Raw genomic sequence first — 16,177 nt, forward strand, 5'->3', positions numbered from 1 at the left:
ATCGGTGCCCTTGACGGCATCACCGTAATCATTGGCGAGATTGGAGAGAATTTGCAATAAGGTCGCCGTCGCAAACGCCAACAGTGCGATCGGTAGAGAAAACTCATGATGAGAGTACGCTAGCACGCTACCGGTCAAAATCGACACCAGCGCCAGCGGGAGCGTTTTTGGCCGAGCCGCACCCAACCAAATTTGCAAAGACGCTTTCATAAACGAGAACCTTTGATCTCTATATCACTAACAAACTCAGGCTATTGTGACACTTTGCCGCAGCCGAAAAAACAAAAAAGGCCACGATGTGGCCTTTTTCTCACGCTATCACGCATCGGGTGATTATTTTACGCGACCCACGTACTCGCCTGAGCGCGTGTCGACTTTGATCACTTCACCGATAGAGATAAACAGTGGTACACGAACCACAGCACCGGTTGATAGCGTAGCAGGCTTACCACCGGTACCCTGTGTATCACCTTTCAGGCCAGGGTCGGTATCTGTCACTTCAAGCTCAACGAAGTTAGGTGGCGTTACAACGATAGGGTTACCGTTCCACAGCGTCAGCATACAGGTGTTGTTTTCCACCAACCATTTTGCGCTCTCGCCCACGGCTTTCGCATCCGCCGCGATCTGCTCAAACGTTTCCGCATTCATAAAGTGGTAGAATTCACCGTCGTTATAGAGATAATCTAGATCGATATCCATAACGTCTGCGACTTCACATGTGTCACCAGACTTAAAGGTTTTCTCTAGCACTTTACCAGAAAGAAGCTTACGAATTTTTACGCGGTTGAACGCTTGGCCTTTACCCGGCTTAACGTATTCATTTTCAAGGATCACACAAGGCTCGTTGTCGAGCATGAGTTTCAAGCCGCCTTTAAATTCATTCGTGCTAACTGTAGCCATTTTTTCCTCTTACATTCTTAGAGCTAAATTCAATGCCGCCTATCATAACCCGAAAAGTCGAATCTGTTGAGCAAAACTGGCTCAATCAACTAGCAAGTGGGATCTCGGATCCGGCCGAGTTATTACGACATCTCGAGATTGACCCCACCCCGTGGCAAGACGGCTTTGCTGCACGCAAACAATTTGCTCAGCGTGTCCCGTTAAGTTTTGTTGCTCGCATGGAAAAGGGCAACCCAGAGGATCCTTTACTGCGCCAAGTTTTACCGGTCGCGCAAGAGCTTGAATGGCACCCAGGTTTTAGCCAAGATCCACTCGAAGAGCAAGATAACGCCCAACCGGGCTTACTGCATAAGTATCGCAATCGAGCGCTTTTAATTGTCAAAGGCGGCTGCGCAATCAACTGTCGCTACTGTTTTCGCCGCCACTTTCCCTATCAGGACAATCGCGGCAACAAAGCCGTTTGGCAAAAAAACCTCGACTACATCGCCGCTCACACCGAGCTCAACGAAGTGATTCTCTCGGGGGGCGACCCATTAATGGCCAAAGATAATGAACTGGAATGGTTGATTTCCGCCATCGCAGCCATCCCGCACATTAAGCGTCTGCGCATTCATACTCGCCTACCTGTGGTGATCCCTGCTCGCGTCACAGACGGGTTGTGCACACTGCTGGCCAGCACGCGACTGCAAGTGGTGTTGGTCACCCACATCAATCACGCCAATGAGATAGATGTGCCCTTTAGCGAAGCGGTGCGCGCGCTTAAGCAGGTTGGTGTGACCATGTTGAACCAAGCGGTGATGCTGAAAGGTATCAATGACAGTGTGGATGCCCAAGTGGCGTTAAGCGAGTCTCTATTTGATGCGGGCATTTTACCCTACTATCTGCATGTGCTGGATAAGGTGCAAGGCAGCGCGCATTTTCATATTTCAGACAGCGAAGCGAAAACCATCATGGCGGGAGTGATCGAGCGCGTATCTGGTTACCTTGTGCCTACCTTGACGCGAGAGATCGGCGGCAGAAAAAGCAAAACCCCCCTTGATTTACATTTAGAGTAATCCCGACGACAAAAAGCTTTTGTTCGCTCCTCTGAGACACTCAGTGCATACTTTGCGGTTTCCCAGTATCACTCATGCCCATCTCAGAGGAGACCATGCACCCTTCACTCTCATCCTTGTTAGACCTCGGTCCGTTTTCTTGGTCAGCACTGCTTTGCTGCGCGATCAACGGCATTCTTATTGGTGTCGAACGTCAAACACGCGGCAAGCCAGTCGGTATCCGCACGTCAATCCTTATTATCGCAGGCACGTACTGTTTTATGTCGATGGCCGTGTCGCTCTCACCGAACACCTTAGACCAAGCCCGCGTATTGGGTCAGATCATTACAGGGGTTGGCTTTTTAGGCGCAGGCGTGATGATGACATTGGATGGCAAAATTCATGGCGTCACCTCTGCGGCGGTCATTTGGGTGTTAGCGGCGCTTGGGCTGATGACAGGGCTGGGCTATGAGCAACAATCCATCGTCATTACCGTACTGACATTAAGTGTGCTGCTGGGCGTCGATAAAGCGGAAAACCACATCAAGGCATTGCGCCGTGGCGTGCATCAGAAATTCCAAAACCGCAAAGAATCTCGCCGAGTGTCGAACGAACAATTTTCGAGCACAAACGCAAATAGCGCGGTTTTTATTGACGAAAAACAAAGAACTGGCGGATTGTAAAACAGACACGCGAGATAAGCATACAACTTCACATTCCAGCGAAAGGGTTTTGAGTAGCATAAATCAAAATTATCTATTACCCCCCAGGATGTGATCATGTTTTATATACATATGTTGCTGCTGCTGGCCGTCATTTTTGTTGGCATTCGCCATGGCGGCATCGCGTTTGGTTTACTTGGCGGCTTGGGCGTCTCTGTCCTTGCATTTGTGTTTGGTATCGCCCCCGGTAGCCCACCGATCAGTGTCATGCTGATCATTCTTGCCGTGGTGGCTGCCTCTGCAACCTTAGAGGCTACTGGTGGCCTCAAACTCTTGGTCAAATTTGCTGAGCGTTTGCTGCGCAAACACCCCAACCAAATCGTCTTCCTTGGCCCACTGTGTACCTACTCTCTGACCGTGCTTGTCGGCACCGGTCACTCAGTCTACCCACTTCTGCCGGTCATTTATGATGTGGCTTACAAGAAGGGCATTCGCCCCGAACGTCCAATGGCGATGGCAACGGTCGCATCGCAAATGGGTATCACTGCGAGCCCGATCGCCGCAGCGGCCGCTGTCGTCATGGCGACAGCCGCAGACAACCATCTCGACATCAGTCTGGTTAACGTCCTCATGGTCACCATTCCTGCGACCCTGACGGGCGTGTTAATTGGCTGTCTATGGAGTCTAAAACGCGGCAAAGAACTCGACCAAGATCCTGCTTTTATCGAACGCTGCAAAGATCCTGAGTTCAAAGCGCAATTGATCGATGAAGAACAAGAGAGCCGAGACGTTCAACATGACCAGAAAATGGCGAAGCAAGGTCTGGGGATCTTTTTGGCTGGTATCTTGACGGTGATTTTTGTCGCCATGTTTGGCAAAGATCTCTCCTTACTGCCACAAGGGGTCAAAATGTCGGTCGCGATTCAGTTTTTGATGCTGTCGGTCGGCGCAGTGATATTGCTCACCACCAAAGTGAACCCGAAGAAAATTGTTCACAGTAATGTCTTTATTGCGGGGATGACGGCGGTCATCATCATATTTGGTATTGCTTGGATGAGTGACACCATCATCGGCCATCACAAACCCTATCTAATCAGCCTAGTCAGCGATGTTGTCGCAGCGCACCCGTGGACGTTTGCGATTGCGATGTTTGTGGTTTCGGTATTCTTGAAAAGCCAAGCCGCCGTGCTGACGATTATGCTCCCCCTTGGCTTTGCGATGGGCATTCCTGCTCCCGTACTTATCGGCGTCTTGCCCGCTTGTTACGCGTACTTCTTCTTCCCGTTCTACCCCAGTGATTTGGCGGCCATCTCCTTTGACCGTTCAGGGACAACGCAAATTGGTAAGTATGTACTCAATCACAGCTTCATCCTGCCCGGGTTTATTGGCGTCGTCAGCGCGACCTTTGTTGGGTATCTGATTTCGACTGCCATTAACTAGCGCCACCACTCTGACGTGAGACGAAAAACAAAAAGGCCAGTATGATACTGGCCTTTTGCTTGTTCTCAGTTGGGCGCTGTTAATTAGAACAGCTCTTCCGCGACTTTGAACAGATCGTGACGAACTGGACGCTTCATGTTTTCAATCGCATCGATGATGTCATGGTGAACCAGTTGCTCTTTCTGGATACCCACACAACGGCCACCTTGACCTTCCATCAATAGGTGTACGGCGTAGTTACCCATACGCGACGCGAGAACTCGGTCAAATGCTGTTGGGCGACCACCACGTTGAATGTGGCCTAGCACGGTCGCACGAGTTTCACGACCAGTGGCAGTCTGAATCTCTTTTGCCAGTACATTGGCATCCATCATCAGCTCAGTCAGAGCGATGATCGCGTGCTTTTTACCTTTCTTGATACCGTCTTGGAGGTTGCTGATCAGCTTCTCTTTATCAAGGCCAGTTTCTGGGGTGATGATGTATTCACAACCGCCCGCAATCGCTGACATCAGGGTCAAATCGCCACAGTGACGACCCATGATTTCAACGATAGAAATACGCTGGTGAGACGATGAAGTGTCACGCAGACGGTCAATCGCATCGATAACCGTGTTAAGCGCAGTGAGGTAACCGATAGTGTAATCCGTGCCCGCGATGTCGTTATCAATCGTGCCCGGTAGACCGATACATGGGTAACCCATTTCAGTCAGCTTCTTCGCACCCATGTACGAACCGTCACCACCGATTACCACCAAGGCTTCGATACCGTGCTCTTTCAGGTTCTCGATCGCCTTTTGGCGTACCGACTCCTCTTTGAACTCAGGAAAACGTGCCGAGCCCAAGAAAGTACCACCACGGTTGATCACATCAGAAACGCTCGAACGATCCAATTTCTCGATACGGTTTTCGTAAAGGCCAAGATAACCATCGTAAATTCCGTATACTTCAATGTCTGCAGAGAGTGCAGTGCGGACTACGCCACGTACTGCTGCGTTCATACCAGGGGCGTCACCGCCACTTGTCAAAACACCAATCTTCTTAATCATGCTCACCCTCGATTTTTGGGAATCTTATTTCAAAATATTACGTTAGTGGTTTACAGGCGGCCACCAACAAAATTCCTTTAACTGCGTAGTATGTTACCTTGCCCCACAAGGAATACTACTTTTATTTTGTAGACGTTAATGTAAGTTTTCTACTTATGTAAGAGTATTACAGCTTTGCTCATAACGGGAATTGATACACGTCAGTATCAAGGTTAATACTCACTCGCTAGAAAGATAGCCAACCCCCAGCCATTTGTCGCCTCTTCGCTAAGACTCCCAGCGATGAACCTTCTGTTTACGCTCTTTACCGAACACCACAGAATAGGGATCTTGGTGGATCAATACGTCTGCTTCGGGGAAGGTCGCCAACAGCGAATCTTCTACGCGATCCGAAATTCGATGCGCCTCAATCAGCGGTAGATGATCGTCCAGCTCAAGATGCAATTGGATGAAGCGCGTTGGCCCTGACATACGGGTACGCAACTGATGCACGCCGTGCACCCCTTCCACAGAGAGACAACATGCTTTGATCTGAGCAAGCTCCTTATCGGGCAACTTTCTATCGAGCAAGGTTTGAATTGCCTCTTTGACCATCTTATAGGCGCTAAACAGAATGTACCCGCCGATGATGATGGCAAACACCGCATCTGCCTGAGTAATACCAAACCAGCTGAGGCCAAGCGCCACCATGATCGCGGCGTTCATGTATAAGTCCGATTGGTAGTGTAATGAATCTGCGGCAATGGCTTGGCTGCCGGTTTTTTTCACCACATGGCGTTGAAATGTGACCAAACCGAACGTCACCAACATGGCGAAAAAGCTCACATAGACGCCATATTCAGGCGACACCAAGGCATGAGGACGGAAAAATCGGTCGACGCCATTAAGAATCAGGAATACCGCAGAGCCTGAGATAAACATCGCTTGAGCCAGCGCCGCCAGCGATTCCGCTTTGCCGTGACCAAACGCATGTTCACGATCCGCAGGTTGAAGTGAGTAGCGCACCACAACCAGATTGACCAACGAGGCGGCAATATCGAGCATAGAGTCGATCAGTGACGCGAGTAGACTCACTGAGCCCGTCATCCACCAAGCGCCCACCTTGACCACCAGCAAGCCACTGGCGACAAGCGTAGCGGTCCATGCTGCCATCGTCACCAAACGTGCATATTCTTGTTTCATATCCGTTTTCTACGTTAAGCCATTGCAAAAATTGGCTTAAGTATAACCTTATGTGTGGTGAAAGTGCAGCCAAGCCCCGGAAACGCAAAAGGCGACCCGAAGGTCGCCAAAGGCAGTAGAGAGCGATGATCAGTTTTTGTTCATGCGTTTTTGCATTTTCTCGCCACACTCTGTCGCGCGCTCTTGTTGCAGCTCAACAAACTTAGCTTTTTGCTCAGGTGTTAGTACGCTTAACATTTTGTGTTCTTTCTCTAGCATCTTCACACGACGCTCAGTCTGTTGGTCGACCATCTGTTTCGCCAATTCTTGTGCGGCCGCTTGATCGAAGGTGTCAGCCAGTACCAACGCTTGCACGCTCGCACGGTGTGCCTGCATCTGCGCTTGATGTGACTCAAAATTCTCTTTGAATTTCGCTTTCATTTCATCACGACCGGCTTCGCGCATCTCTTTAAGCTGTGCTTGCTGCTCTTCGGTTAGGTCCAGTTGACGCATGATGCCGCGATCCAGACCACCACGACACTCATCACGCGGCCCTTTGTGGTTATCTTTACCACCGCCACCGAACGCCCATGCGCTCGCAGTACCTAATGTGAGAGGGAGGACAACAGCAGCCAATACCATTTTTTTTGCAGTGTTCATAATCGTTACCTTTCTTGTTCAAGTTATTGTGTGGAGCTGTCTTCACAGCGCTTGAGTGTAGAATAGGCCATGCTAAGTAAAGTGACGTTTAGGCAGCGTAAAGAATCGTAAAGAGGAAAAATTAGTCTCAATCTCCAGACGATTTACCAGTACTATTAACTCAGTGACGTTTGTAAGAGTGGTAACTATGGCACACCTATTATTGATTGATGATGACACCGAACTCACCGGGCTATTGACTGAGGTGTTAACGTTTGAAGGCTTCACCATCTCCGAGGCGAACAATGGCGAAGAGGGATTAGCACTGGTCAGCGATGAGATTGATCTCATCTTGCTCGATGTGATGATGCCCAAACTCAATGGTATGGAAACACTCAAACGTCTACGAGAAAAGTGGGAAACACCCGTACTGATGCTCACCGCGAAAGGGGAAGAGATCGATCGCGTCATTGGCCTCGAACTCGGTGCCGATGATTACCTACCCAAACCATTCAGTGACCGAGAACTGCTCGCACGTATCCGAGCGATTCTGCGTCGCACCCAAGGTAAATCGGCGAGCAAAAACGGCGACTGCATCGAATACCAAGATCTTAAAGTCTATCCGGGCAAGCAAGAAGCCTATTGCCAAGGTGACTTACTCGAACTGACGACCACAGAATTCGCTTTGTTGAGCCATTTTGTGCAAAACCCAGGTGAAACACTCACCAAAGAAGCGTTAAGTTTGGATGTGCTAGGCAAGCGACTGGCGGCGTTTGATCGCGCCATTGACATGCACGTCTCCAACCTGCGTAAAAAGCTGCCAGAGCGCGCTGACGGCAAGCCACGGATCAAAACCTTACGTGGCCGCGGCTACTTGTTGGTTGAGGAAAACTGATGCGTTTACCGAAAATCACTAGCCTGTATGGACGCATCTTCGCCATCTTTTGGTTTACCATGTTTTTGGTGCTGATGGCGGTGCTCTCCCTGCCCCATCTCGATCCAAGAAAAGCACGAGACATTCCGAGCACTCACCTCAACGACTTAAGGGAAGTGCGAGACAGAGTCGAGCAACGCTTCGCCGGAGAGTCCAACCTCGCGCGGATATTATTCCAGCTTGAAGGGCCACGTAGGCAAGGCAGTGAGGGTGGAAGGCCACCAAAAGACAGCGGCCCGCGTTTCTATGTGTCGGATATCGATGGCAACATACTGACGTCGCAAGACCCGAAAGATTTCAAGATTCGCGCACTGCAAAACTTTATTACCAGCGTCGAGTTAGCTGAAGCACCCAAGCAGAAGCTCTACGGCCATTATATGCTTGCCGGCCCTATTCCGGTGACGTTAGCCAAGCAGCCTCTGCTGCTCTACGTCGGCATCAAGTGGAATCAACCCGCGCCATTTATCCTTAATCTGTTTGATCGTCCACTCCAACTTCTACTGGCCGTCATGTTGGTGAGCACTCCGCTACTGTTGTGGCTTGCTTGGGCACTGAGCCAACCTGCAAGACGTCTCGAACGCGCAGCAAAACGCGTCGCCGCCGGTGAATTTGAGGTGGACCCGCAACTGGAGAAAGGCACCAGCGAATTTCGTCAAGCCGGAGAAAGTTTTAACCAGATGGTCGAAGCCGTTAATCAGATGATCTCGGGGCAGCAGCGCTTACTCTCTGACATCTCTCACGAACTGCGTTCACCGCTCACTAGGCTCAGAATGGCGACCGGTCTTGCCGTGCGTAAGCAAGGAGAGAGCACCGAGCTGACGCGCATCGATACCGAGGCTCAGCGCCTTGAGCAGATGATTGGTGAGCTGTTGGAGTTGTCGCGCATTCAAGTCAACAGTCACATGATGCGAGAAAAACAAGCCTTGAGCAGTTTGTGGGAAGCCATCTTCTGTGACGCGCAATTTGAGGCAGAGCAAATGAGTAAAAGCCTGCGCTACGATGCGATTCCCAATCGCACCATTTCAGGCAACCCCAAACTGCTCATGAGCGCGGTGGACAACGTGGTGCGCAATGCGATTCATTACGGCGAAGACAAAATCGACATCCAACTTCACGTCGCCGATGACGCCGTCCAAGTTATCGTCGATGACAACGGCGAAGGGGTGCCAGACGATGAACTGGAGTCGATATTCCGACCTTTCTACCGAGTCTCCACGGCGCGAGACAGACACAGCGGCGGAACCGGTCTTGGCCTGGCAATTACCGAAAGCGCAATACGCCAACACAGTGGCACAATCAAAGCGAGCCGCAGTCCGCTAGGTGGATTACGCGTGACGATTTGTCTGCCGCTGTGCCAATAAATCATGCGTTGTCATGGAAGTTCGCAATACCCACATCAACTTTACAGTTGATAATCGATCTCATTATCATTTAAAGTAAATTCTCCAAACATGGAGGATTTACGATGGTGCACCAATTTCCTGAACTTCCTTATGCGTATGATGCGCTTGAGCCTTATATCGACGCAAAAACCATGGAAGTTCACTACAGCAAACACCACAGAACGTATTTCGATAAGTTCTGCGCGGCAATCAAAGACAGTGAACTAGAGCAGCAGTCGCTGCGTCGCATTTTTGCCAACATCTCCTCACTGGCCCCCGCCGTTCGCAATAACGGTGGTGGCTATTACAACCACGTCCTGTATTGGAATTGCATGGCGCCCAATGGCGGTGGTGTGCCCAGCGGTGAGCTTGGCCGCGCCATTGAGGAGACCTTTGGCAGCTTTTCCGAGTTCCAACAGCAGTTTAGCGACGCTGCAATCAATACCTTTGGCTCCGGTTTCGCTTGGCTGATCGTCAAAGATAATCAACTGGTGATTACCTCGACCAGCAATCAAGACAATCCACTCATGGACGTGGCGGCCATTCAAGGCGAGCCCATTTTGGCCTTGGATGTGTGGGAGCATGCCTACTACATCAGCTACCAAAATCGCCGCCCTGACTACATTAACGCGTGGTGGAATGTCGTCAACTGGGAGGCGGTCGCAGAGAATTATCATCAAGCGCTGAGCTAATTAGACCTACAACAAAACAGACTAACAACGTCACACGGCACTTGGCGGTGTTTCATCACCGCCTTATACTCTTGGGTCTTATCAGAAAAAGTAACCAAAACCATGTTTGATATTGCCCTATTTGAACCCGAAATCGCCCCGAATACGGGCAACATTATTCGCTTGTGCGCAAACTGTGGCGCTAACCTGCACTTGATTGAGCCATTAGGATTTGATTTAGAAGAGAAAAAAGTGCGCCGCGCCGGTTTGGACTACCATGATCTCGCGCGCGTCACTCGTCACAAAGACTACTCGGCATTTCTCGAATATCTGCAAAAAGAACGCAGCGAATACCGCATTTTTGCCTGCACAACCAAAACCACAGGCCACCATGTAGACGCCCAATTCCAACCAGGCGATGTGTTGCTGTTTGGACCGGAAACTCGTGGCCTGCCAGCTGAATTGATCGAAAGCATGCCAATGGAGCAGCGTATTCGCATTCCTATGATGCCAGACGCACGCAGCTTAAATTTGTCCAATGCGGTTGCGATCATCGCTTTTGAAGCATGGCGACAAATGGGCTTTGAAGGGGCACAGTAGGCGTCAGTTCCTAGAAGTGAGTGCCTAGTTCCTAGAATTCGACCTCTAGGAACTAGGAACTAAAATCCTCACCTACGGACGAGCAACGAAACCTACCGCTTCATACGCTTTCTTCAGCGTCTCAGCGGCACGAGCAGACGCTTTCTCCGCACCTTGCTTCATCACTTGATCCATGTAAGCACGATCGGCACGAATACGGTGGTATTCCGCTTGAATCGGCTCAAGCATCGCCACCACTGCTTCACCCACGTCTTTCTTAAATGGGCCGTACATTTCTACGCCTTGGTACTTGGCTTCAATCTCTGCAAAGCTCATACCTGTCGCCGCCGAGTAGAGGCCCATTAGGTTTGAAATGCCCGCTTTGTTGTCCCAATCGTGGGCGATACGTGGTGGCGTTTCTGTATCGGTTTGCGCCTTGTTGATCTTTTTAAGAATCGACTTCGGCTCTTCCAACAGCGTAATCACGTTCTTGCGGTTATCATCCGACTTCGACATCTTCTTGGTCGCATCCTGAAGACTCATAACACGCGCATTCACGGTTGGAATGTACGGCTCTGGCACTTCAAAGATTGGCTGCTCAGGCGAGTAGATGTTGTTAAAGCGGTTGGCGATATCACGCGCCAGCTCAAGATGCTGCTTCTGGTCACTGCCGACCGGAACTTGATGCGCGCCGTAAAGCAGAATGTCGGCTGCCATCAACACAGGGTAATCGAACAGACCAACGTTGACATCGCCAAACTGGCTAGAGGTGTCTTTCGAATAGCGCGCTGATTTGTCTTTAAACTGAGTCATTCGGCCCAGTTCACCCATTTGGGTGTAACAGTTAAGAAGCCAACCAAGTTGAGCATGTTCCGGTACGTGGGACTGGACAAATAACGTGCTCTTCTTCGGATCAACGCCCACTGCGAGACAAATTGCCAATGCATCTAGAGTTGCTTCATGCAGTGCTTTCGGGTCTTGACGCACTGTGATGGCATGAAGGTCAACCACACAATATTGGCAATCATAATCGTCTTGCATCTGCTGCCATTGACGTAGAGCACCCAAGTAGTTACCGATACTTAGTTCACCTGACGGTTGAACACCACTCAATACGATGGGTTTGCTCATTAGAATGATTCCTTTGACTTCTTAATCTTAATAAATGAAAAAACCGCGCCCAGCCTGACGCCGACACGGTTTATCCAGTGTACTCATTAACGAGTATTTTGGAAGCGATTTCGTTGCGCTTAAGCGCAAACCGCGACCACTTCGAGTAAATCAGCGATGGTATCGGCGACGTAGTCCGGCTGTGAGTCGGTAATCGGTTCGCCGTGGTTGTATCCGTAGGTCAAACCAAACGAGTAACACCCTGCGTTCTTCGCCGCAAGAATGTCGTTTTTCGAGTCGCCGACCATCAGCATCTGTTTTGCACCGCAGTGGTGCTTTTCAAGCAGCCAGTTGAGCGCCATCGGGTTGGGTTTCTTTTCTGGGAAGGTATCACCGCCGATGATGTCACTGAAGTAGTGATCAATACCATGCTGTACGAGCACATCAGGCACGAACTTACTCGGCTTGTTTGTCACCAATGCTAGGGTGAAACCTTGCTCATGCAACGCCGCTAACGTCTCTTTTACTTGAGGGTAAAGATGGCTCAGCTTGTGTCCACCTTGGGCGTAAAAGTCATCAAAGAGGTGACGAGCTTTGACTAACAGCGCAGGATCAAGATCGGGGTCAAGCGTTAAGCTGCGAGATAAGGTGCGGCCAATCAAAACATCGGCACCGTTACCGACGTAATCACGCACCTCTTCTTCCGCCACCGGCGCATAACCGAGCGCTTCGACAGCCGCGGAGGCTGCAACCGCGAGATCCGGCACACTGTCGAGCAAGGTGCCATCAAGATCGAACGCGATCAATTTAATGTCATTCATGAATCTTCCTAATGGTTGAGCGGCGACTTTTTTAGTCACTCTTAGGGCGGGCATGATTGACCCGCCAGGTCACTTTATATGGGCAAACAGCCAAATTGGATTACTGAGTTATGACTTCACTTTGGCCAGCTCAGCGCGCATCTCATCGATTACGGCTTTGTAATCCGGCTGATTGAAAATGGCGGAACCGGCGACAAACATATCCGCGCCCGCTTCTGCGATTTCACGAATGTTATCCACCTTCACTCCACCATCAATTTCTAAACGAATATCACGGCCTGATTTATCAATCATAGCGCGAACGGCACGCAGTTTATCTAGCGTGTGAGGAATGAATGATTGACCACCAAACCCAGGGTTTACTGACATCAATAGGATCAGATCGACTTTATCCATGATGTACTCAAGGTGAGCCAGTGGCGTTGCAGGATTGAGCACCACCCCCGCCTGACAGCCATGCTCTTTGATCAGTTGCAGTGTGCGGTCTACGTGTTCAGAGGCTTCGATATGGAAAGTGATCATTGATGCCCCCGCCTTAGCAAAGTCCGGGATGATACGATCCACAGGCTTTACCATCAAGTGCACATCAATAGGGGCGGTGATGCCATAGTCACGCAGCGCTTGGCAAATAGGTGCGCCAAACGTTAGGTTAGGTACGTAGTGGTTGTCCATCACATCAAAGTGAACCACATCGGCACCGGCGGCGAGCACCTTTTCGACATCCTCACCAAGGCGAGCAAAATCGGCCGACAAAATGGATGGAGCAATAAGAAAATCTTTCATACCTGACCTCTGTTAGGTTGCGCTGAATAATCGTTGCGCAATTCTACCTAAGCTGGCGGTAGGAATACAGTGGCTATTTGCTTTCGCCTGGTTGGAATAGTGCGAGCAGCTCATCGACTTTATTGCGCCCTGCACCATTGCGGCTGATGGTCCGTTTAACCTTGACCACGTTCAACTGCGCGCCGTGATACAGGCGTCTGGTGAGCGTTGTGTCGTGGTTAGAAATCAACACGGAGATACCACGCTCTTTGGCCGCACGCTCAGCGACATCAGCCAAGGCAGCTTGATCATCGAGTGAAAAGCCATTGCCCGCGTACGAGGTAAAGTTGGCGGTCGTCGACAGCGGCGCATAAGGCGGATCGCAATACACCACACTGCCCTTGCGCGCGCGTTTAAATGTCTCGGCGTAGCCTTCACAAACAAAGGTGGCTTTCTTGGCTTTCGCGGCAAAAAACTCCAGCTCAGCTTCTGGGAAGTAAGGCTTTTTGTACGAGCCAAACGGTACATTGAAGCCGCCTTTTTTGTTGTAACGGCACAGGCCGTTAAAACCAAAACGGTTCATATACAAAAACGCCAGAGAGCGATAGAAGGTGTCATCACTTTGGTTAAACTCGGCGCGAATCGCCAGATAGGCTTCTTTGCGATTGTTCTCTGGGGTAAACCAGCGTTTCGCCTCAGGAATGTAGCTCTCAGGGTTGTCTTTGAGCAGATTGTAGAGATTGATGAGATCAGGGTTGATGTCTGCCAGCAGGTACTGCTCATAATCCGTATTAAGAAACACAGAACCAGCACCAACGAACGGTTCAACCAACTTACGACCTTCAGGCAGGTAGCGTTGGATATCTTCGACCAGACCGTATTTTCCACCTGCCCACTTGAGGAAGGCTCGCTGCTTCTTCATCTACTGCTCTATTTATCAACCACAAAATAAGGGGGCGGAATGTATCATATTTACCGCCCCGACCAAAGCACTTGCCTGCGCAACTGCGAATGACGCGAACAAATCGCCGTTATTCGACTCTCTCCAACTCGCTCTGCACCTGACCGAGCGATTTTGCCCATGGGTCAAGCTGTTGCAACGCCTCAGGAAGCGTCTGCACCGCATCTCGCGCCAGTTGAATGGTAGGGTAGTTTTGGTAAGTGACAATAAACCACTCCACCCCGCTTCTGACCGTAGGGTAAATGAAGACTTGATTGGCCAATTGGTGTGTATCAATAAAGCGCTGTACCTCTTCTAAGCTGTTCACTGCCGCCAGCTGCAAGGTGTAGCTGCGTGGCGAAAAGCTTTTCAATTCATCTTTGGTGAAGGAGAAACGGATCACCACCTCTGGCTCTGGCTGCGCGTCTGCTTGAGGTGCGCTCTCTTGTTCAGCTTGGGGGTCAGACTCGGGAATCGATGCTTCCACCACCTCATCAATCGGCGTCGTATCGGCCTGTTCTGGTTTACCTTCAAGCAAAGCATCCACCACTTCAGAAGTGATGACCACACGTTGATGGGTATCATCAGGATTGCCGACACTCGACACTTCACTGGTCACGCTTGGTGGCAAGGACGCAGAGTCATCCTCGGCATTGGTCAGAGAGGGGTCGGTCACCGGCTCAGGCTCGACGGTCTTCGCTTCACTCGTTTGCGTGTCTGGAGCGGGCGTTTCGGGCAGAGTTGGAATGACCGTTTGCTCCAAGTTTTGACTGATTTGCTGGGCTTTCTCATCTGGGGTGGGCTGATTCATCAACCACCAGTAACCACCGCCGATCAGCAATAACAGGACAATAATCACCAACGCCATATTCAACGGTGATGCAACAATCGAGCGGATAATGATCCTTTTTTCCACTTTCTGTTCCCCTAGCGCCATAATTTTACCGGGCCGACGCGCGACACTGCGGTATGCATTTCTCACTCGTTTTTCCATGTCGTCTTCGACATATCGAATCACGAGGTGCTCAAAAAATCGTTCCGCTTCGTGCTCAGTCAGCGGCTCGATATCAAAATCTATCGGTTTATGCTCTTGGCCGTAACTCAATCGCGTCAACAAAGGCTCAAGGCTATTGGATGCCGCAAAGAGCACCACATTGACGTTCCACTGCGGGCGCTCTTGCGCCTCAAGGACTAACATCCACAATTCTGAAATGAACGACTCACTCAACAAGTGCGCGTCGTCGATGGCGATCAACACATCACAGCGCTCTCCCTCCATTAAACGAATAAAGGATTCAGACAAGGCGTCTGCAGGGTTAAACAGAGGTTCAGAAAAAAGCTGAGAGAGGACGGTAAGGCGTCGTTGAGATTCGTCCTGATTGGGGTGACACAAAAGCAGAGATTGGTTTTTGTCTGGCGACCACGCTTCTAAAAATCGCTGCGCAAGCCAAGTTTTGCCCGCACCACTTTCGCCACCAATGGTGACGAGGTTGGATCCAAAGTTAGTCAGCAGTTGCAGGCGTTCCAGCAACTCAGTTTGAGAGTCTAACTCCAAAACACGCGGGGAGCTCATTGCATCATCCTAAGACGTAGAGTGCGCAGCGACCTAAGCCACTGCGCCACAGTTCAATCAATTACAGCGTGCGCCCATAGTCGATTGCGTCTCGTAACACGGACTCTGGGACACCTTTCACCACATCGGCACTGCCAATGCTGGTCGGTAGAACCAATCTCAATTCACCAGAAAGCACTTTCTTATCGCGCATCATGTGTTTGATAAAGTCATCAAATGACATGCTGTCTGGTGTGTGGATTGGCAGCTTGGCTCTTTTTAGTATAGAGACAATTCTCTTCACTTGCTGCTCATCAATAAGCCCTTGAAGCTGAGCGGTTTTTGCAGCCATCACGGTACCCGAAGAGACCGCTTCACCGTGGAGCCAATTACCATACCCTAACTCAGCCTCAATCGCATGACCAAATGTATGACCTAGATTCAACAACGCGCGAATTCCAGATTCTTTCTCATCTTGCGCCACCACTTCCGCTTTGATTTGGCAGCAACGCGCAATGGCGTAAGTGAGTGCTTGTTTATCTAA

Annotated in this window: 17 protein-coding genes and 1 pseudogene; 7 read left to right on the plus strand and 11 right to left on the minus strand. The window is 50.4% G+C overall.

Features of this window, described 5'->3' with window-relative positions; genetic code table 11:
* Together AC6R0R_RS03470 and efp are read right to left on the minus strand one after the other, a co-directional pair.
* Positions 1-210 (minus strand): annotated as a pseudogene (locus AC6R0R_RS03470) (1,4-dihydroxy-2-naphthoate polyprenyltransferase); the annotation flags it as partial.
* Positions 211-333: 123 nt separating this feature from the next.
* A complete protein-coding gene (gene efp, locus AC6R0R_RS03475; protein ID WP_334555632.1) occupies positions 334-900 on the minus strand; it encodes an elongation factor P in 567 nt (188 codons plus the stop codon).
* Between the two features lie 32 nt (positions 901-932).
* Here efp and epmB point away from each other — a divergent pair, with 32 nt between their 5' ends.
* From epmB to AC6R0R_RS03490, 3 genes are all read left to right on the plus strand, one after another.
* Complete coding sequence (gene epmB, locus AC6R0R_RS03480; protein ID WP_500625716.1) at positions 933-1,955, plus strand: EF-P beta-lysylation protein EpmB; 1,023 nt, start codon at positions 933-935, stop codon at positions 1,953-1,955.
* A 95-nt stretch (positions 1,956-2,050) separates the two neighbouring features.
* Positions 2,051-2,617, plus strand: coding sequence for an MgtC/SapB family protein (locus AC6R0R_RS03485; RefSeq protein ID WP_500625717.1), 567 nt, complete (start codon positions 2,051-2,053; stop codon positions 2,615-2,617).
* A 96-nt stretch (positions 2,618-2,713) separates the two neighbouring features.
* On the plus strand, positions 2,714-4,036 hold the full coding sequence (locus tag AC6R0R_RS03490; RefSeq protein WP_500625718.1) for an anaerobic C4-dicarboxylate transporter: 1,323 nt from the start codon (positions 2,714-2,716) through the stop codon (positions 4,034-4,036).
* A gap of 83 nt (positions 4,037-4,119) precedes the next feature.
* On the opposite strand, the gene pfkA is transcribed toward AC6R0R_RS03490, so the two are convergent.
* The 3 genes from pfkA to AC6R0R_RS03505 form a co-directional block, all read right to left on the minus strand.
* On the minus strand, positions 4,120-5,082 hold the full coding sequence (gene pfkA, locus AC6R0R_RS03495) for a 6-phosphofructokinase (protein ID WP_334555636.1): 963 nt from the start codon (positions 5,080-5,082) through the stop codon (positions 4,120-4,122).
* Between the two features lie 267 nt (positions 5,083-5,349).
* Entirely contained in the window at positions 5,350-6,264 is a 915-nt protein-coding gene (fieF, locus tag AC6R0R_RS03500) for a CDF family cation-efflux transporter FieF (protein WP_500625719.1), read from the minus strand.
* A 129-nt stretch (positions 6,265-6,393) separates the two neighbouring features.
* The gene (locus tag AC6R0R_RS03505) at positions 6,394-6,903 is read right to left on the minus strand and encodes a CpxP family protein (RefSeq protein WP_334555638.1); all 510 of its coding nucleotides are present in this window, start codon (positions 6,901-6,903) and stop codon (positions 6,394-6,396) included.
* A gap of 187 nt (positions 6,904-7,090) precedes the next feature.
* Here AC6R0R_RS03505 and AC6R0R_RS03510 point away from each other — a divergent pair, with 187 nt between their 5' ends.
* From AC6R0R_RS03510 to trmL, 4 genes are all read left to right on the plus strand, one after another.
* Positions 7,091-7,777: a response regulator gene (locus tag AC6R0R_RS03510; RefSeq protein ID WP_500625720.1), complete on the plus strand. Its 687-nt coding sequence runs from the start codon at positions 7,091-7,093 to the stop codon at positions 7,775-7,777.
* Positions 7,777-9,177 (plus strand): envelope stress sensor histidine kinase CpxA, encoded by a 1,401-nt coding sequence (gene cpxA / locus AC6R0R_RS03515; protein WP_500625721.1) that lies wholly within the window; start codon positions 7,777-7,779, stop codon positions 9,175-9,177. Before AC6R0R_RS03510 ends, cpxA begins: the two co-directional genes overlap by 1 nt.
* A 104-nt stretch (positions 9,178-9,281) precedes the next feature.
* Positions 9,282-9,890 (plus strand): superoxide dismutase, encoded by a 609-nt coding sequence (locus AC6R0R_RS03520; protein ID WP_500625722.1) that lies wholly within the window; start codon positions 9,282-9,284, stop codon positions 9,888-9,890.
* A 102-nt stretch (positions 9,891-9,992) separates the two neighbouring features.
* Positions 9,993-10,469 carry a tRNA (uridine(34)/cytosine(34)/5-carboxymethylaminomethyluridine(34)-2'-O)-methyltransferase TrmL gene (trmL, locus tag AC6R0R_RS03525; protein ID WP_500625723.1) on the plus strand — a complete coding sequence of 159 codons (477 nt, stop codon included), beginning with the start codon at positions 9,993-9,995 and terminating at the stop codon, positions 10,467-10,469.
* A gap of 72 nt (positions 10,470-10,541) precedes the next feature.
* Here trmL and trpS read toward each other — a convergent pair whose 3' ends face one another.
* The 6 genes from trpS to AC6R0R_RS03555 form a co-directional block, all read right to left on the minus strand.
* The gene (gene trpS / locus AC6R0R_RS03530) at positions 10,542-11,579 is read right to left on the minus strand and encodes a tryptophan--tRNA ligase (RefSeq protein WP_500625724.1); all 1,038 of its coding nucleotides are present in this window, start codon (positions 11,577-11,579) and stop codon (positions 10,542-10,544) included.
* A gap of 119 nt (positions 11,580-11,698) precedes the next feature.
* The gene (locus AC6R0R_RS03535; RefSeq protein WP_500625725.1) at positions 11,699-12,379 is read right to left on the minus strand and encodes a phosphoglycolate phosphatase; all 681 of its coding nucleotides are present in this window, start codon (positions 12,377-12,379) and stop codon (positions 11,699-11,701) included.
* A 108-nt stretch (positions 12,380-12,487) separates the two neighbouring features.
* Complete coding sequence (rpe, locus tag AC6R0R_RS03540) at positions 12,488-13,162, minus strand: ribulose-phosphate 3-epimerase (protein WP_487902589.1); 675 nt, start codon at positions 13,160-13,162, stop codon at positions 12,488-12,490.
* Positions 13,163-13,235: 73 nt separating this feature from the next.
* Positions 13,236-14,063 carry a Dam family site-specific DNA-(adenine-N6)-methyltransferase gene (locus tag AC6R0R_RS03545; RefSeq protein ID WP_334555646.1) on the minus strand — a complete coding sequence of 276 codons (828 nt, stop codon included), beginning with the start codon at positions 14,061-14,063 and terminating at the stop codon, positions 13,236-13,238.
* Positions 14,064-14,172: 109 nt separating this feature from the next.
* Entirely contained in the window at positions 14,173-15,654 is a 1,482-nt protein-coding gene (locus AC6R0R_RS03550; RefSeq protein ID WP_500625726.1) for an SPOR domain-containing protein, read from the minus strand.
* Between the two features lie 61 nt (positions 15,655-15,715).
* Positions 15,716-16,177, minus strand: a 462-nt coding sequence (locus tag AC6R0R_RS03555) for a 3-dehydroquinate synthase family protein (RefSeq protein ID WP_500625727.1), incomplete at its 5' end; no start/stop codon positions are given.

The sequence above is a fragment of the Vibrio sp. R12-SW3-ISO1 genome, from assembly GCF_059834005.1.